General features: G+C 36.7%; 12 protein-coding genes. 8 read left to right on the forward strand and 4 right to left on the reverse strand.

What is annotated here, in order from left to right:
• Positions 1 to 8: 8 nt before the first annotated feature.
• On the reverse strand, positions 9 to 2828 hold the full coding sequence (locus JKA74_RS04555) for a triple tyrosine motif-containing protein (protein WP_236587498.1): 2820 nt from the start codon (positions 2826 to 2828) through the stop codon (positions 9 to 11).
• Positions 2829 to 3242: 414 nt separating this feature from the next.
• On the opposite strand from JKA74_RS04555, the gene JKA74_RS04560 reads away from it, so the two are divergent.
• The 7 genes from JKA74_RS04560 (at position 3243) to JKA74_RS04590 (ending at position 15412) form a co-directional block, all read left to right on the forward strand.
• Positions 3243 to 6311, forward strand: coding sequence for a SusC/RagA family TonB-linked outer membrane protein (locus JKA74_RS04560; protein ID WP_201429963.1), 3069 nt, complete (start codon positions 3243 to 3245; stop codon positions 6309 to 6311).
• Positions 6312 to 6315: 4 nt separating this feature from the next.
• A complete protein-coding gene (locus tag JKA74_RS04565; protein WP_201429964.1) occupies positions 6316 to 7908 on the forward strand; it encodes a RagB/SusD family nutrient uptake outer membrane protein in 1593 nt (530 codons plus the stop codon).
• 29 nt (positions 7909 to 7937) lie between these two features.
• The gene (locus JKA74_RS04570) at positions 7938 to 9443 is read left to right on the forward strand and encodes a PKD domain-containing protein (RefSeq protein ID WP_236587499.1); all 1506 of its coding nucleotides are present in this window, start codon (positions 7938 to 7940) and stop codon (positions 9441 to 9443) included.
• 89 nt (positions 9444 to 9532) lie between these two features.
• On the forward strand, positions 9533 to 10717 hold the full coding sequence (locus tag JKA74_RS04575; RefSeq protein ID WP_201429966.1) for a family 16 glycosylhydrolase: 1185 nt from the start codon (positions 9533 to 9535) through the stop codon (positions 10715 to 10717).
• A gap of 38 nt (positions 10718 to 10755) precedes the next feature.
• Positions 10756 to 13044: a beta-glucosidase BglX gene (gene bglX / locus JKA74_RS04580; protein WP_201429967.1), complete on the forward strand. Its 2289-nt coding sequence runs from the start codon at positions 10756 to 10758 to the stop codon at positions 13042 to 13044.
• The gene (locus tag JKA74_RS04585) at positions 13041 to 13865 is read left to right on the forward strand and encodes a glycoside hydrolase family 16 protein (RefSeq protein ID WP_201429968.1); all 825 of its coding nucleotides are present in this window, start codon (positions 13041 to 13043) and stop codon (positions 13863 to 13865) included. Before bglX ends, JKA74_RS04585 begins: the two co-directional genes overlap by 4 nt.
• 137 nt (positions 13866 to 14002) lie before the next feature.
• A complete protein-coding gene (locus tag JKA74_RS04590; RefSeq protein ID WP_201429969.1) occupies positions 14003 to 15412 on the forward strand; it encodes a sugar porter family MFS transporter in 1410 nt (469 codons plus the stop codon).
• A 371-nt stretch (positions 15413 to 15783) separates the two neighbouring features.
• Here the strand turns inward: JKA74_RS04590 and JKA74_RS04595 are convergent, their stop codons facing one another.
• Entirely contained in the window at positions 15784 to 17178 is a 1395-nt protein-coding gene (locus JKA74_RS04595) for an alpha-amylase (protein ID WP_201429970.1), read from the reverse strand.
• Positions 17179 to 17610: 432 nt separating this feature from the next.
• On the opposite strand from JKA74_RS04595, the gene JKA74_RS04600 reads away from it, so the two are divergent.
• Positions 17611 to 18174 carry a 1-acyl-sn-glycerol-3-phosphate acyltransferase gene (locus JKA74_RS04600; protein ID WP_201429971.1) on the forward strand — a complete coding sequence of 188 codons (564 nt, stop codon included), beginning with the start codon at positions 17611 to 17613 and terminating at the stop codon, positions 18172 to 18174.
• A gap of 1 nt (position 18175) precedes the next feature.
• On the opposite strand, the gene msrB is transcribed toward JKA74_RS04600, so the two are convergent.
• Together msrB and JKA74_RS04610 are read right to left on the reverse strand one after the other, a co-directional pair.
• Positions 18176 to 18682, reverse strand: a complete 507-nt coding sequence (gene msrB, locus JKA74_RS04605; protein ID WP_201429972.1) for a peptide-methionine (R)-S-oxide reductase MsrB — start codon at positions 18680 to 18682, stop codon at positions 18176 to 18178.
• A 198-nt stretch (positions 18683 to 18880) separates the two neighbouring features.
• A complete protein-coding gene (locus JKA74_RS04610; RefSeq protein ID WP_201429973.1) occupies positions 18881 to 19744 on the reverse strand; it encodes a substrate-binding domain-containing protein in 864 nt (287 codons plus the stop codon).
• Between the last annotated feature and the right edge of the window lie 101 nt (positions 19745 to 19845).

Genomic DNA, 19845 nt, shown 5'->3' on the forward strand with positions numbered 1-19845 from the left:
CAAGGAGTTTAATACTTCAGGATAAACTCTTGTAAGTTCTCGGCTCTTTCCAGGATCAATTTCTTTCTAAGCCTATAGCGTGCTATTTCTACACCTCTTACTGAGATATTAAGCAAATGTGCTATTTCCTTGGTGCTTAGGTTCATCCTTAAATAAGCACTTAGTTTCATTTCCTGGGGACTCAAATTCGGATAGTTATCTTTCAGTCTTTTGATGAAGTCTCCATGCACCTGATCAAAATGTATGGAAAAATGCTCCCAATCATTATCTGAAGCTATGTTCTTATCAATGTTATGGATGATTTTGTTGATCTCATGCTGTACTTCCTGATTTTTGCTCCTTTTAATGATGGCATTCAAATTTGTTTTTACATGGCTAATAAATCCGTTTTTATTAATAAGGTGCATAGTTGAGGTTGCTAATTCCTTATTTTGGATCTCAATTTTGGCTTTTAATTTCTCGTTTTTGAGTCGCTCTATTTCCTGCTCAGATGATTTGAGTTCCGAATCAATTCTATTGATTTCCTTTTCTTTTTCCTCTGTGAGTACCTCAGTTTTCTTTTTATAGTGGAATTCAAAAGCATAGAATATGACAAACAGTAATGCTATGCTCAACCCAAAATAAATTGTATAGGCCACTTTTGTCCGATACCAGGGTGGGCTAATGATAAAAGTGAATGTAGCAGGATTGCTGATTTGGTTGTAAATGTTTTTGGCTTGCACATGAAAGGTGTATTTGCCCTCTTTTAAATTGGTATATTCCTTCACCATTCTGTTACTCCATTCGCTATAGCCTTCCTCTAAATTCTCCAGCCAATATTGGTACTGAGTATTGTTTTGTCCTTCTACAAAAGGAGCACTAAATGAAAAATGAATGGCATTATTTTTAAAAGATATTTCAGGAATTTCCTCTTTAGGTTGGGTGAACTGGATTTTTTGGTCTTTAATATACCTTCCTTTCAATATTAGAGAATCATTGGAAGTAGTTAGTTGTATTTTGTTGATTAGGGCCGAGAAGTTATGGTTAACAGACTTTTGTAACTGATTATTGAAATGAATAAAACCTTCTTTAGCTGCAAATAATACTTGATTTGCCTCTAATGTAATAAGGTTTTGAAGGTCATCATTTAATAATAAATTTAATCTGTTGAAAATGTCAGTATGCTTTTCATAGGTTCTGTTCGATTGTTTTTCCAGGACACCTATGTCCGTCATGCTGGCATAGAATACATTACCAATAGGATCTTCGGAGAGGCTCATAATCTGGCTGTCGTCTCCAAGTAGGCTGTTAAAATAATCATCTTCAATAAATCGATCAGATTTCTTATCATATTGATATACACCATGTTCTGTCGTGAAAATAAGCCGGTTATTCACACGCCAAACGTTAATGAGAAGGGTAGAGGGCAGACCGGATTCTATGCCATAGTATTTGAAAGTAACGGAGTGTAAGTCATCATCTAAATTAATTCTATAGACTCCTTTGTATCCATGGGTCATCCATATATATCCATCCTGATCTTGCTGCATCACCCGGGAAGATTCATTGAACCCTTTAAGTTTTCTTACAAATCTCAGACCCTTAGATGTTTTTTTAAATAGTGCCAAACCTTTATAGTTTCCCTGAAGTACATACTCAGGAAAATTTTTTAGTTCCAGAAAAGTCCATGTTCCCGCAATGGGAGCAATTAAATGCGCTTTCCCGTTTCTTATGCTGTAAGCACCGTTGTGGTGCCCCATGATAGTTTCCCCTCCGATATTACTGATACTATATACTTGTCCAATTGAATTTTCTACCAGATATAGTCGGGAATCGGTTCTTTGAATGTCTTTATAATAAAGCCCGTTATTTGTTCCATAATAAAGTGTATCGTTTTTCAGAAGGGCATCATATCCCGTGCCCGGCAATTCTATCTGTTCATTGGCATGAGTGAAAGGAAGGTTTAATTCAATCATTGAAATACCATTGTTGTGGCCCAGCCATAAGTTTCCCTGTATGTCTTCAAAGAGTGATAAAACAGTTCTATTCTCAATACCTTTCCCTTTATTAAGATGTAGGTCAATATCACCTTTTGCATTTAATATCGCTACCCCCTCATTTTGGGTACCAATGGCTATATTTCCATTGTTAAGTCGTATGGCCTGGTTAATAGCAGCTTTTTGAAGGAATGATTTATTCTGTTGTGACCATTCTGTAAATCCCTGAGATGAGCTAATATAAATGCCTTCATTATATGTACAAATAAGAAGCTGGTCATTGGCAATAGGCAGTATACTTGTAATAGTCTTATTTTTGAAGAATTCCCCTCCATTGATTAGCTGTAAACTATCTTCTCCCATTACTGATAAACCGGTTTCCAGCTGGTTTACATACACCTCATGATTCACCATATGAAAACTCTCTGGATCATATTCCGGATCAATGTTTTTAACGAACTCATCTTTTTGATTGAAAATGAATATATCTTCAAACGTACAGAATATTACCTCATCATTGCGTTCATAAATCCTCCAGGTTTCATCAAAGTTTCTTTTGCTTGCAGGTAATTTATTGGCCAGGGAAATAAACTCAAATATCCCATTTTGATTGGGTATAAAATAGCCGAAGTCCCCCTGACCGGACACATATATTTTCCCATCCGCATTAATAAATACGTAGCGGCATTTGGTGCCTCTTTCCAGGGTATACCTTTCCCAATGCGTGCCATCAAATTCCAGGAGACCAAAATTATTAGCTACATAAATGAGACCCTCCGAACTTTGGGTGATTTTCCAATTCTGAATGCCCCCCACATAATCCTGACTTGAGTAGTATTTGCTGAACGGCAATCCTAAAGGTTTGAATTGAGCATTCAATTTATAGATCAAGAGTAATGAAAATGAAAATGTTAAAATAATGAGTTTATGCATCTTAAAATATGGTGATAAACATTTTAGCAGACGTTCATTCATAGTGATGTATTTGATAGAATTAGATGTAGTGTTTTATTCTCTCTTAAATCTATATAAAATATATCATAAAACCATATTATAGCTATTTTAATGCCTATCTGATGTATTTTTGAGTAATAGATAAAATTGAGTTGATGTATTATTGATGTATTAAATTATTTTGGAGATAAAGATTATTGGCTTTCATTTGGTCAATATAATATCGGGTCAGGTTAAAATTATGTCGGTTTACTGGCTAGTACAACTAGGATTATTCTGATAAAATAAAACCAAAATAACTTAATACATACTATGAAACAGACTTTACTCATTCTCCTCTTTTTACTGACAGGGTATCTGGCCATTGCGCAGGGTACAGTGTCTGGTACTGTCTCTGATCTTTCAGGAGAACCCTTACCGGGAGTTAATATAATGAAGGTTGGCACCAGTGATGGTGTGGTTACTGATCTTGATGGAAATTACACCATCCAGGCTAGTGCTGATGATGTGCTTCGATTTAGCTTTATTGGATTCAGCTCACAAAACATTACTGTAGGAGAAAAATCAGTGATTAACGTAAGACTGGAAGAAGATATCTCATCGCTTACCGAAGTAGTTGTGGTAGGATATGGTAGTCAAAAGAAATCAGTGGCATCAGCAGCAATTTCGAGCGCAGATGTAGAATCAATGGAGAAACTAAGTATTCCGAATGTAGGCCGTTCTTTACAAGGTTTAGTGAATGGAGTTACTGTTAGTGGGGTTTCAGGCCAACCAGGAAGTAATCCGACAATTCTTATACGTGGTGTAGGAAGTAATTCTAATAACAGACCTTTAGTGGTAATTGATGGCTTACAGACACAAGTTGAAAATTTAAATGCTCTTTCTCCAAATGATATTGAATCCATTCAAGTACTGAAGGATGCTGCCTCTACGGCAATTTATGGTACCAGAGGGGCCAATGGAGTAATAGTGGTGAAAACCAAATCCGGAAAACCGGGTCAAATGCAATTAGATTATAATGGCTCCTATTTTATTCAGTCTGCCTGGAAAAAGCCTCAAATGCTAAATGCAGAACAATACGTGGATATCATTAATGAAAAATATGCAAATGGGAATACTAACCTGCCATTAGGTTTTCCTGAGATAGGAACCACTCCTGCGGTGGATACTGATTGGATGGATAGATTATTTACTGATGGTACCATTCAAAACCATAATTTATCAGTAAGTAAAGGCACTGAGAATGGACATATATTTGCCTCACTCTCTTATACCGGTCAAGATGGAATTGTAGCTCCTGAAAAATCATATTTTGATCGTATAACAGTAAGGCTTAATTCTGAAACTAGAATAACAGACTTTATTACATTCGGACAGAATTTATCTGTCACTGCAACGAGGGCTAGTTCTATCCCTGAAAATAATGAATTTGGAACTCCAATAGCTGACGCTATAGTATATGATCCTTTGACCCCGGTTTTTGATAATAATGCTCAATTTGGGTTTGCGCAATCTCCATATGTTCAAAAGGAATATGTTAATCCGTTTAGTAGAATATTCCTTAGCAATAGAGAAACAAATTCTGATCAGATATTCGGAAATGCATTCCTTGAATTTCAGCCAATTAGTTGGTTGAAATTTAGAACTGATTTAGGAGTGAATAGATATAATGAAATAATTGACAATTATTCTCCGGCCTATCAATTAACTCCGGCCTTTATGAATGATAATAGCTCAGTAAGTAACCAAAGCTATAGTAATTTCAGATGGCAGTGGGAAAACTATGTCACTGCTACAAAAGATTTTGGCTTACATAATATTGAAGCTGTTTTAGGTTCTACAGCCATCAGGTTTACTGAGAAGTCTTTTGGAGCTTCTGGTCAAAATTTACCAGTCGAGGCTGTTGAAAATAAAAATTTAAGATATGTCAATTTAACTCCGGACTCTTCAAGAAGGTCCTATGGAGGTGCTAGTGCCCCAAGAATTAATTCCAGTATATTTTTCAGGACTTTGTATAATTATGATGAGAAATATCTGGCCACAGTCTCTTTCCGTAGAGATGGATCTTCAAATTTTGGTAGCGAGTATAGATTTGCAATATTCCCGTCTTTTTCTGCCGGTTGGGTTGCTTCGGAAGAAAGCTTCTTTAATGTCCCATTAGTTGATTTTGCTAAACTTAGGGTGAGTTATGGCTCAAATGGTAGTGATAATATTGGAGCTTTTAATTATACAAGTTTAGTTATTTTTAACAGTACCTACCAGTTTGGTGATGCTACAAATCAAACTATCTATTATGGTGCTACACCAGCAAGTCTATCTAATCCATTTGTAAGATGGGAAGAATCTAAACAATTGGATATAGGATTGGAAACAAAATTATTTGATAACCAGGTTTCTTTCGAACTTGACTATTATAAAAAAGTAACTGATGGCTTATTAATTGTAAATGGAGCTACTCCTATTATTGGAGGTAATAACCCGGCTTTTACTAATGTAGGTCAAATCGAAAATTCAGGTTTTGAATTTAAAATTGATTACTACAAGCAAGTAGGTGAACTCGGATTAGGAGCTACTTTAAATGGCTCAACTCTTAATAACATTGTGACCAGAGTAGACGGAAATAATGGATTTTTAAATGGTTATAACTGGCCTGTAAGAAATGCTTTTATAAGCAGAATGGAAGTTGGTGAACCCTTATTTTATTTTAGAGGCTACCAGGCAGATGGAATTTTCCGAGATGAGTCTGAAGTTTTTAGTCACATCAATAGGGAAGGAGATTTGTTACAACCCAATGCAAAGCCAGGGGATTTGCGCTATGTTGATGTAAATGATGATGGCGAAATCAATCTTGATGACTGGACAAATATTGGTAAGCCCTGGGCTGATTTTACTTTTGGTTTAAACCTTACAGCTAACTATAAAGCATTTGACTTTAATATGTTGATTGTTGGGCAGACTGGCAACCAAATATATAGAACTTTTGAAAGGCAGGATGTAGTAAATAATAATTATACAATAGAATGGCTGGACAGGTGGTCTGAAACAAACCCTGATGGATCTTATCCCAGGGTGGTCACAGGAGCTGTAGATCCTGTTGCCAATAATAATAGTCCATCCAGCTTTTTTGTAGAAGACGGTGATTTTGTAAGAATCAAAAATCTTCAAATAGGGTATTCTGTACCACAAAGTATACTCGAAAAGGCCAAAATCAAGAAAGCCAGAATTTATTTATCAGTCGATAACTTATTAACGCTCACCGGCTATTCCGGATTTGATCCTGAAATTGGAGTATCTAATTACAATGTGGCTGCAGCAGGCATAGACAGAGGGTATTATCCTCAAACGAGAAATTATGGTGGTGGAATTCAAGTAAGCTTTTAATACTATGAAATCAATGAAATTTATTTATATCGCAATTTTAGTAGTGTTTATTTCATCTTGTCAAGACGAATTTATTGAGACAGAACCTCAAGCTACTATTTTAGAAGACAATTACTATCAATCAGAAGAACAGATGTTTAGAGGTTTGATAGCAGCCTATGATCCTTTGCAATGGACTTTTGCAGATGGAGCATGGTCAAGTAGTGTGATGTTGGGTGAGATAAGATCTGATAATGCCAATGCTGGTGGGGATCCATCGGATGGGGATCAGCCCGGTTGGCAGGCTATTGATGACTTCCTTAACACGAGTTTAACTTTGGAAAGTCAGGCTTTCTGGAAAAAAGGTTGGTGGGGAGTGTATAGGGCAAATCTTATTATCAATAATGATAAACTTTCTTCAGAAGTTATAGATGAGTATAAAGCTGAAGCTAAATTCTTAAGGGCTTTTTACCATTTTGACATGTTTAGAACTTTTGGTCCTGTGCCAATTATAGACCATGTTATTTTGGAGAATGAGTATTCGGAAATCGAAAGAGCTAACTTAACAGAGTTGTTTGAATTTATTTCAAACGATTTAGAGGAAGCAATTCCTTTATTACAGGAAGCCAAATATACAGGATCTTTAGCTGGTAGAGTGAGTAGAACTACAGCTCAAGCTTTATTAGGTAAAGTATATTTATACTGGGCAGATTTAGCCAATGATGACCCCAATTTATTTGATCAGGCAGCAACTCATTTAAATAATGTGATTACTTCCGGGCAATATCAATTAGTAGATGATTATCATCAACTATTTGCTTTTGGTGTAAAGAATTCCGAAGAATCGGTTTTTGAAATACAACATACAAATGCAGTTCCTAGTGATTGGGGAGGGGCTGAATTTATTGATGGCAACATGATGACCCAATTGTGTGGAATTAGGGGCTTATGTAGCGACCACCCTGAATATGAAGCAGGTTGGGGATTTCTTTTACCAACAGAGAGCTTGAATAGTCACTTTTTGGACGATGATGCCTATAGAAGAACTGCCAGCATTATTTCTGCGACTGAATTATCTACCGATGGTTGTAATGTAGATTTAGCCGAGCAAAATAGTGCTGATTTTGATGGCTATTTTCAAATAAAATACGCCAATTATAAGGATTATACTGCTCCGAATGGGGGAGATCCGGTCTTACAAAAAGATCCAAATCAACCAGTTATCAGATATGCTGATGTTTTATTAATGTATGCAGAAGCTTTAGAAAGAGGAAGTGGTTCCTCCGGAGAAGCTATGGAACATATTGATATGGTTAGAGAGAGGGCTGCTGGTCCCGGTGACAATTCCGGAAACTTTAGAGATACCCAACAATTGATGGCCGAAGAAGGCCTGACTTTATTGGAAGCTATTTGGTATGAAAGAAGAGCTGAGTTTGCTATTGAAGGGGATAGATGGTTTGATTTAGTAAGATCTGGCAGAGTTGATAATAATTTGTTCAGTGCTCAAAAAGCTTCAAACCTGGATCAATCAAGAATATACCTTCCTATTCCTCAAAGAGATATAGACAATACAGGAGGGTCGCTTACTGAATATCCATCTGCTGAATTATTTAATTAAAGAGTATAACAAATATAAATCCAATGATTATGAAAAAAACAATTTATCAATTAGGGTTATGGTCATTAATTTTGGCCTTAGTTTTTGCATGTGAAGAAGACCCGGTAGAAGCAGAAGAACCTACTGCCAGTTTTCAGTATGAAATAGGGGAAACAGATTTTTTAACTGTTACTTTTGAGAATTTTTCCAAAAATTACGAATCATCTTCCTGGGATTTTGGTGACGGAAGCGAGGGTTCTACTGAAGAGAATCCTGTACATACATATGAAGCTGCAGGTACTTATGATGTAAAACTAACTGTTACTGCTTCATCTGGTGAAACAGCTGAAAGAACTGAATCTGTTGAAGTGACAGATCCTTTAGCAGCTGAAAGAGCTTTAATTGGTGAGGATGGTAAAACTTGGCAATTATTAGCTGACCCTTCTACTGGTCTTAATGCAATTCAGGTTGGTCCCGAAAGCAGAAGCGAAATTTGGTTTGCTGTTGGAGGAACTGGTAATCAGGTTGTGGATCCATGTGTACGTTCATGTATATTTGATGATACCTGGACTTTCAAAACTGACGGTACATACACATTTGAGAATAACGGTGATTTTTGGGCTGAAGGAGGCGTTTGGCCTGAGGAACAAGTAGGATGTTTTGATGCTACTGTAGAGGGGAGTTTCACTGGTATTGACGGAGCTGACTTATCAGGTTGGGATTCAGGAACTCATGAATTTACATATGATGCGGCTAATCAAACAATAACAATTAATGGTGGGTTCATTGGACTGTCTAAAGTTGCTACTAACCAAGAGGTTTTAGAACCACAAGAAACCGTTATATATGATGTTATAAAACTAATAGATTCAAATGTAGATACTTTAGTACTTGAAACCAAATTAGAAGAAGTTGGTGGCTATTGGCAATTTACTTTAGTTAGTTATGATAATCCTGCTGATGAGGTTGTTGTTGAAGCTTGTGAGCCAACGGAATGTACTCCATTAGAAGCAATTTCTCCGGATTTGATTTCTCACTCTTTTGCTTCAAATGATGCTTCCGAATGGAATTTGATGCAACCAATTACTTCAAACTCAGGAATTGAATTAGGGGTAGACGACCCAACTGATGCCTCAGCACCTAAAGTTGGTAAGTTCATCCGAACAGCTCAGCAGTTCCAAGAGTTACAGTTTAAGTTAGATCCTGCAAATGCGATTAACTTCGAAAGCTTAACCACAATTACTATGGACGTATATCTTCCATCTACTAATGATTATTCAGGTGATTTAACTGATAATGTTTTCATTGGTTTTGGAGCTACTGAGTGTCCTCCAAATTGGTGGGAAGATTTACATCAGTATGAGGAAATGGCAATCGAAAAGGATACATGGGTTACTGTTACTTTCCAATTAGATAATCCATCTACTGTTTTGGCTCCAGATAATGGCGCTACTGTTTATGATAGAAATGATTTGGATATGATTTATATTCAAATCGGAGGTGGAGATCATACAGTAGAAGCTGAATTTTTTGTTAGAAACTTTAGTATTGAATAATTAGCCGTTTTTAGCTGCCTAATTTCACGTTTTAAGTGTTTTTAGGCAGCTTTTTTTAATTAAAATTATAATTAAGCAAATTCTATATTATGTTAAAGCTCACCGTATTTTCATTCCTCTTTTTAGTTATTGTTGCTTGTGATGATGCAAACTTACCAGATGATAGATTACCTGAGGTAACAGCTGAACCTTTAACTATTGCTGAAACTGATCAAAATCAGGAAATTACAATTGATTTAATGCTTGATAAGCCTTCTACACAAGAAATTATTGTTAATTATAGCACAAAAAATGGAACCGCACTTGCTGGTTCAGATTATAGAAGCATTCAAAATGAAAATTTAACTATCCCACCCGGAGACTTATCCGCTTCTATTAACTTAACAATTTTAGGAGATGAATTTAAAGAGGATGAAGAAATCTTTTACATTAATTTAACTTCTGCAATTAATGCTTCAATTTCAACCGAAGAAATTGAAATAAAAATAACAGATACGGATACCTTAGAAGAGCCTGGGGGTTCTACTTCTTTTGAAGGCTACGAAAGCCCGCTAGAATACGAAGGCTACGAACTCGTTTGGCAAGATGAATTTGAAGCAGATCAATTATCTGATGATTACACATTTGAAATTGGCACTGGGGGTAATGGTTGGGGAAATAATGAATCTCAATATTATAGAGAAGAAAATACCAGGCTGGAAGATGGATACCTTGTTATTCGGGCAAAAAAGGAAAATTTTGGAGGCAGAGAATATACCTCCTCAAGAATTATTACAGAAAATAAAAAGGAATTTAAGTATGGACGGTTTGATATTAGAGCCAGAATGCCATACGGACAAGGTATATGGCCGGCTATTTGGATGTTAGGAGCAAATTTTAGAGAGGTTAGTTGGCCATATTGCGGTGAGATTGATATTATGGAAATGATTGGTGGACAAGGCAGGGAAAGGATAGTTCACGGAACAGTGCATTGGGATAGTGATAATGGTTATGCTAATTACGGTCATAGCAGAACACTCTCGGACAAAACTTTGTCAGATCAATTTCATGTTTTTTCTATCATTTGGGACGAAAACTCCATCGAATGGCTAATTGATAACCAATCGTATGGTTCTATTGATACTACACCATCTCATTTAGATGAATTTAGAGAAGAGTTTTTCTTTATATTTAATGTAGCTGTTGGAGGTAACTGGCCAGGCTATCCTGATGAATTCACAGAATTCCCGCAAGAAATGTGGATTGACTATGTACGAGTTTTTCAGCAACCATAATTTATAAATTCGTCTACAACCATAAATTTTAATTAACCATGACAAGATTTCTTTGGAGATTAATAGGGATTTCTTTTGCCTTTGCTTTTCTTTTATCCTGTTCCAACCCTAATGAAAAAGTAAGCTCGCAGAGTGAAATTGATTTTAAAGTTGATTCGGTTCTTTCTTTAATGACTTTAGAGGAAAAAATAGGGCAGCTAAACCAATATTCTGTGGGTGAGGAAATGACTGGTCCGGGCAATAAAGATAAAGAGGATAGTATCAAATATCATCAATTACTTAGTGGAAGAGTTGGTTCAGTGCTTAATTTATTGGGGGCAGAAAACACTCGTAAAATGCAGAAACTAGTGGTAGAAAATTCCAGGTTAGGAATTCCTTTATTGTTCTCTTATGATGTAGTGCATGGCTATAAAACTATTTTTCCTATCCCATTAGCTGAAAGTGCCTCATGGAATTTAGAATTAATGCAGAAAACAGCTTCCATTTCGGCTAAGGAGGCCGCTGCATCAGGATTGCACTGGACTTTTGCTCCTATGGTAGATGTGTCAAGAGATGCACGCTGGGGGAGAGTGATGGAAGGAGCCGGTGAAGATCCTTATTTAGGTGCTGAAATAGCAAAAGCAAGAATATTAGGTTTTCAAGGTGATGAACTATCTGATCCACTAACAATTGCTGCTACGGCCAAGCATTTTGCTGGCTATGGCTTTGTGGAAAGCGGTAAAGATTACAATAGTGTCAATGTAAACAGACAAATACTAATGAATCAAATCATACCACCTTTTAAAGCCGCCAATGAAGTTGGTGTGGCCACATTCATGAATGCTTTTAATGATATTGATGGTACTCCTGCTACTTCAAACAATTATTTGCTCCGTGATTTGCTTAAAGGGGAATGGAAATTTAGCGGAGTGGTGGTCTCAGATTGGAATTCCATTGGGGAAATAGTCAATCACGGTACCGCAATTGATTTAAAGGAAGCTAGTCAACAAGCTATAAATGCCGGAACAGATATTGATATGGAAGCAGGAGCTTACATAAAACACTTAAAAAGCTTAATTGAAAATGGGAGTGTATCTGAAGAGGTATTAAATGATGCTGTACGAAGGGTCTTAAAATTGAAATATGATTTAGGGCTTTTTGATGATCCTTATCGTTACAGTGACACTCAACGGGAAAAGAAAACATTGATGACTCCCGAATTTGAGGAAACTGCAAAAGAAATAGCCCTTGAGTCCATTGTTTTACTCAAAAATGATCAGCAACTATTGCCCATCCAATCAGCTCAAAAAATAGCAGTTATTGGCCCCCTTGCCAAAGATAAGGATAGCCCTTTAGGTAATTGGAGAGCGCAGGCTACTGCCCATTCGGCAGTTTCATTATATGAAGGCTTAAACAACACGATAGATGAAAACACAACTCTGGATTATGCTGAAGGGGTAAAGTTATCAATCGGGCCTAATAGTTTTCATGAGAAACAGCAAATAGAACAAGCAGATCGTTCGGGTTTTGAGCAGGCCAAATCTGTTGCCAAAAATGCTGATGTTGTTATTATGGCATTAGGAGAAACAGCATATATGTCAGGAGAGGGTAGAAGCAGAGCTGATATTGGTTTGCCAGGCTTACAGTTAGAGCTGTTAAAAGAAATTTATAAAGTGAATACCAATATAATATTGGTATTAATGAATGGTCGGCCACTTACATTGTCCTGGGAAGCAGAGAATATTCCTGCTATCCTGGAAACCTGGCATTTGGGAAGCCAGGCAGGAAATGCCATTGCCGATGTGCTTGTAGGGAATTACAATCCATCAGGAAAATTAAGTATGTCATTTCCACGAACAGTGGGACAATTACCTATGTCATATAATCATAAAAATACAGGACGACCTACTTCAGGCCCGGGTATGGTCTTTTACACACATCATAATGACGTGGAAAACAGTCCGCTTTTTCCATTTGGTTATGGCCTAAGTTATACGGATTTTGAATATGGTGAAATTCAATTAAATAATACTTCCATGGCGATAGATGGAAGTATCACTGCTTCGATAGAAGTTAAAAATGTTGGTCGTTTGGCGGGGAAAGAAATTGTTCAGCTCTATATTCAGGATGTAATAGGAAGTACTACACGTCCTATTAAGGAACTGAAGGCTTTTCAGAAAGAACTAATAGAGGCTGGGCAAACAAAAACATTTACTTTCAAAATAACAGCAAAGGAACTGTCTTTTTATAGAGAAGATGGAAGTTTCGGTCCTGAAACAGGCACTTTCAGGATATTTATAGGAAACGACTCTGCTACAGCTTCATTTAAAGAATTTACACTCAAATGAGAAGAACTAACTTAGAATTCCTGCTACTTTTATTAATATTAATCTCTTGCCAACCTACTGATCATAAAGATGATTTACTGTGGAGTGATGAGTTTGAATATTCAGGCCCACCGGATGTGGAAAAATGGAACTACCAATTAGGAAATGGCTGCCCGGAAATCTGTGGGTGGGGCAATAATGAGCAACAATATTACACTGATAAGCCTACGAATGTCCGGGTAGAAGATGGTAAATTAATAATAGAAGCCCATCAGACAGATGATGAGAAGAATTTCACTTCTGCTAAATTGACTTCGGAAAATAAAGGTGATTGGAAGTCTGGCTATATTGAGGTGAATGCGAAACTACCTTATGGAAGGGGCACCTGGCCTGCTATTTGGATGTTGCCCAGCCTGGAAAGAGCACTCAATTGGCCGGAGGATGGCGAAATTGATATCATGGAACATGTAGGCTATAATCAAGGGCAAATCTATGGCACTATTCATACACAAGCTTTTAATCATATGAAGGGCACCCACAAATCAGATAGCATATTCATTAGTGATGCCAGTGAAGAGTTTCACACCTATGCCATTAATTGGACAGAAGAAAAAATTGAATGGTATGTTGATGACAGAATGTTTCAAACAATTTCGAAAGGAACTGAGGATAATTCTGGTTGGCCATTTACTAAACCTTTTCATTTAATTATAAACCTGGCTGTTGGAGGTAATTGGGGTGGTAAGTATGGGGTAGATGAGCACATTTGGCCACAGAGGATGGAAATAGATTTTGTTAGGGTGTATAGAAGCAAGCCACAGATTTTGTCAACAACTGACTAAATATTTGCTCTGTTATGGTAATAATTCGCCATTAATATAAAATAGTTCACTTTCCTAATAAAAATTACTGTTGAATTATACTTTAGCTTTAATAATTTTGGTAATATTAAACTTTAACCATCATAAAATTTCGACTTATGTCTAAGAACGGATTATTAATATTGATAACTTGTGTTGCTGCATTGGGAGGGCTGTTATTTGGCTATGATACTGGTGTAATAAATGGTACCCAGTTTTATTTCAGTAAATATTTCGAACTGGATGCGGCTATGAAAGGTTGGGTAGTGAGTTCTGCCTTAATAGGTTGCCTCGTAGGTGCCTTAGCTGCCGGTCCTTTAACCAAAAATCTGGGCAGAAAAGCCAGCTTAATTATTGCTGCCACTTTATTTACCATTTCGGCTGCAGGTTCAGGTTTACCTGAATTTTTACCTCAATCAGTTTCTCTTTTAGTGATTTTTAGAATTATTGGAGGTTTAGGAATTGGTCTGGCTTCAATGGCAGCTCCTACCTATATAGCAGAAATTGCCCCGGCAGATAAACGAGGTAAATTGGTTACTTTTTATCAGCTTGCTGTAGTAACTGGTTTTTTCGTAGTTTTTCTATGTACTTATTTCATTGGGAATAATTTTACAGCTGAGGAAAATGTGACTACTGGTTGGAGATGGATGTTCTGGTCCGAATTAATCCCATGTATTTTATTTCTGGGGCTAACCTTTTTTATTCCGCGCAGTCCCAGGTGGCTTGTTTTGGTAGGAAAAGAAGAAGAAGCCTTAAAAGTGCTTAACAGATTGCATGAAAAAGATGCAGCACAAAAGGAAATTGATGAAATTAAGTTCTCATTGGACAAAGAAAGAAAAACCCAATTAAAGGGAAGTTCAATTCTTCAGAAATCAGTTATACCTATTATCATTATAGGTTCAGTTTTATCTTTATTCCAACAGTTTACCGGTATTAATGCTGTGCTTTATTATGGAGGAGATATCTTCGAGAAAGCACTGGGTTATGGACAGGAAGATGTGCTGCAACAACAAATATTATTGGGAGCTGTTAATTTCCTCTTTACATTTATAGCCATGTTCACAGTGGATAAATTTGGCCGTAAGCCACTTATCTACATAGGATCCATTGGTATGATTACTGGCTTTGTTCTGTTGGGAGGCTCATTGTATTTAGATGCAGTAGGCCTAGTGTCATTATTTGGTGTGCTAATATTTATTGCGGCCTTTGCAATGAGTATGGGTCCTGTAACATGGGTGTTGCTTTCGGAAATGTTTCCCAATAAAATCAGAAGTATGGCCATGTCAATTGCTGTAGCAGTGCAATGGGGTGGAAACTATCTGGTATCTCAAACATTCCCTATGATTGTGGAAAGTGATGCCAACAAAATCGAGACTGGTTTTTGGAATGGTGCATTACCTTATGTAATATTTATTGTATTCATTGTTTTCTTAATCTTCTTTACTAAAAAATATATCATTGAAACCAAAGGAAGATCTTTGGAACAACTGGAAGATATGTGGGAAGAACGATATGGTAAAATTGAGTAAATAAATAAAATATCCCATAAAAAGGCCCTGTATTTAATTTTACAGGGCTTTTTTTATTTAATTTTTATCCCATTCCAACCATAGTAGAGTATACTGAGTCATTAGGTTAGAAGAAAAATAAATCTAATCTGTCATGAAGAAGTTTTTTACTTTACTATTCTTGTTGCTTTTGATTGCATCAACTTTGGTTTATAGCGGAACAGCACTTGTTTCCTAAAATGAAACAGCCGTAAACTACATCAGTTGTAGTAGGTCTAAAGAATTGGTAATGAATGTGTCTCCCCAACACAATTCATTTAACACTAAAAATGCTACCCTAAAGCATTTCAAAAAATAATTTAGGGTAGCATCATTAGGTTTTTCATAGTCTGTTACTTGGTTGACCAAATGGTATAACTATTGGGAGGACTTTGGATTTTCACCCATTTGCCACTTTGTGTAGTGGGTTCCCAATTCGAATTACCTGTATAATCTTTGATTACCTGGCTGCTCCAATTGGTTTCCACCCATCTTTCTTGCCATTGATTGGAAGTGTTGAGGTATACTACTATACCTGGTCCTCCATTTCTACGGGCAACATATTCATCATTGTCAGCATATAATATATTGGTGCTTCCTGCTGAAAGATTTCTGTGAATCCAAATTAAATTGTTTAGCTTGTTCTTGTCCAGCCATTCTTCATAGTCACTATAGAAAATGGTAGGATAACCTTCATGTGTAAGAATATAGGCATAGGCATGTAGTTTATTGTAAATCTCATCGGTGTCATGATTGGCCACAAAAGTCACTGCTTTTTCAGGATCTCTTTTCCATAGCATATCCCCATTTAATTTAGTGAGATCATTACCGTCAAATGCTTCTTCCATTTTATAATAGCAGGCAAAGTCAAAGGCTGAAGAAGTTCTATTGGTACTATTTACCCAGTCTTGCAGTTTTTGGGCATTTCCGTCCCAATATTCGCCTACTGAAAAACCACCTACGTTATTGACCCATTCCCTGACTACCCAGCCGCCAAAACCTTTTACATAATCGAAACGCCAGCCGTCAAACCCCATCACATTTTTATAGTACTTACCTACTCCATCACTTCTGTTCCATAACCAATCCTGCACATAAGGTACCGAGTGGCTTAGATCAGGAAATCCACCGAAAATCCCTTCATCATTGTATACATAGTTATTCGGATGAAAATCTGATGCGGAACGATAGAATTTCCCTGATGCCGGATTGAAATCTGTATAAGTCTGCGTACCGGTAAAAGGATTACTCTCCAGGTCCCCACCACTGTTATGGTTCAATACGATGTCTGCATACACTTCAATATCATAATTATGAGCTGTATTGATGAGGCTTAATAATTCTGTTTTGGAACCGAACCTGGTTTCTATGGAGCCATTTTGGTTAAAATCTCCAAAATCGAAATAATCTGTCGGATCGTAGCCCATCGAATAAGGACCATTCATTGCTTTTGAAACCGGTGGCAGCCAAATGGCCGAAATACCTGCAGCATCCCAATCGGCTATTTTACTTTCAAGAACATCATACCATGTTCCTCCCGCAGGCACATCCCAATAAAAGGCTTGCATCATTACACCGCCTCCGGGGCCGGCAGCTCTTTGGGAACTGTTGTCAGAGTTACTGTTGGCTTCAAAAGGATCAGTAGCTGTTTTGTCCGATACTGGTACTTCCAGATTTTCATTATCTGTACATCCTAAAAGGAATAGTAAAATCAGTATTTTACTTCCTTGCATTATTAATTTTTTCATGATTGTAGTATTTGGTTTTAATTCAAACAAACAAAATAATAATTGGAAATAATAATTAATAACACAATATAATTCCGCAAACGGAACCGCAATCGTTTGCATTCGATCTTGCTTTATTCATATCTGGAATGATTAATCAGTTTTCTGTCATTTCAAAAATTAATGACTGAATATTTTCGAATTTAATTATGTGCAAATCTAGTTTCCAGGTAGTTAACTATTCTGAAAAATCAAGTTCAGGTTCTTTATCAATCAGAAGTATGAAAAGGTAGTATCTTTTATATGTTATACTATACCTATTCACTCCATTCATGGTGATTCATCTGATAATTAGCTCGCTAATATTTCTTCATTTTATGAATATTTTAAATGAAAAATAGCATATTTGAGTTTAGTATCTAAACAATTGAATACGCTTTATAAAATACCAAAATGGGTTATTATTTCTCGAAATTTGTTTTTTGGATTACAGGTTGGAAAGTGGCCGGTGAAATTCCGCAAGGTGTGAAGAAAGCGGTAATGATTGCCGCTCCGCATACTTCAAATTGGGACTTCCTATGGGCTCGACTGGCCTTTTTTATTTTAAGAGTCCCAGTGAGGTTTACTGTGAAAAAAGAATTACTTAAGTTTCCTCTCAACTTAATTTTGAATCCTCTCGGTGCTATTGGGATTGACCGTACTAAAAATCAGATTTCCAATAAAAAACAATCAATGACCGAAGCTATGATCAACCTTTTTGATAAAAGGGATAGACTCATCATTTTGGTGACGCCAGAGGGCACAAGGAGTTATGTTACTGAATGGAAAACAGGTTTCTATCGCGTAGCTGAAGGGGCAAACGTACCCATCCTTTGTGGTTTTTTGAACTACGAACATAAAATTGCAGGAATTGGACCAATGTTTACTGTAAATGGGCAAATGGAACAGCAAATTGAAGATATAAAGGATTTCTATCGTCCTATTAAAGGGAAATATCCTGAAAAAGGAGTGAGATGATTCACTTCTTTTCCTCAAAATCCAAAGCCACTGAATTAAGGCAATATCTTAAACCTGTAGGCTTGGGGCCATCAGGAAAAACATGGCCTAAGTGCCCTCCGCAAGTTGCGCATACTACTTCTGTTCTCTTCATTCCGTAAGCATTATCTTCTGCTTCCAAAACGTTCTTCTCATTAATGGGTTTATAAAAACTTGGCCATCCTGTGCCGCTATCAAACTTCGTTTCCGAACTAAATAGTGGAGTATTACATCCTGCACATGTAAATACGCCCTCTTTCTTGAAGTTATTGTACTTCCCGCTAAATGCCTTTTCTGTACCACTTTCTCTTAATACAGTGTATGCTTCATTCGAAAGACTGGCTTTCCATTCGGCTTCAGTCTTCTGAACTTTAAACTCATGCTTCTTCGTAGTGCTTTGATTTTCTGTTCCGCTACTTTTTTGAGCGCATGATTGAAATCCTAATCCAATCAACAGTATGCCTAAAAATAAATGTTTATCTAATTTCATAATTCCATGGGTTAGATGTGTGAGTACACTTCCAATTGTATCATACTCATTTTATACAAAATTGTTATAAGCTATTTTACTAATGCTCAATTAATTAATCAGCACCATTCTCCTTACCGAAATGTGGATAACAATTCAGCAATTAACATAATCGTAAAAGAAATGTTTGCGATAAAATCTAGGTTTAATAGTCTTATTTCATATACTGTTTCTTTGCCATATTAATTGATTGGTATCTACATTTTCGCTAATAATATTGGCCTCTCTTAATGTATAAATGACATTTTTTAGCATTTTATTGCTTACCCATCCATCTGTAGCCCATTCGGTACCATGGTACCACTTTATGGCATCTTCTTTCATAATACCGTAGCGTTTACTTACCATTTCAACTGCCTCATCATTTTCCATAAATTGCGCACAGGATTTATGAATGACTCGCAATACTTTTGAAACCTGTTTAGGTTGAGAGTTGATAATTTTTTCTGATGCGGCCAGCACAAAGCATGGCCATGGCGTTACATATTCACCAATTTTTTTCAAAAGGTTTTGCTGAACCAGTGGCTTGGTAGTATATTTTTCCCAATAGAACACATCTGTTTCCATTGCATTTAAAGATTGAATGGCCCCTTTAAGATTATTAATAACTTTAAATTGCGCATTGTCAATTTTTTTATCTTTTAAAAGCGCATCTACTATTGGCATCAAGTGAGAGCCCGATCCATATCGACTGATGGCAATCCTCTTGTCATAAATGTCTGCATGGTTATTCAACGGGTTATTAATTCCTGAATGGATCCCCCAGGTCAATGGGCTTTTAACATATCCACTCACTATTTTGGATGGGTTGCCTTTCAGGATATTGCTAACAATTCCCTCTGTAAGCAAAGCACAAATGTCGCAGTCGCCATTTTGAAGGGCTTCTGCCATTTCCCCTGTGCCGCCTTCATAGTTATTCCATATTACTTTGATCCCTACTTCTTCAAATGCGCCTGATTCCAGCGCCAAATGTATGGGTAAATTAAAATGTTCAGGTACCCCGCCAATTCTTATTACTTTCACTCAATTATTTATTTGATTTACTGTACAAACATACTGGTTTTCGATGGATGATGGGCAAAAGCAACTAAGGGAATTTAACCAACACTTCAAATCCTTTTACT

This window comes from Marivirga aurantiaca (genome assembly GCF_016679925.1).
Taxonomy (GTDB): Bacteria; Bacteroidota; Bacteroidia; order Cytophagales; family Cyclobacteriaceae; genus Marivirga; species Marivirga aurantiaca.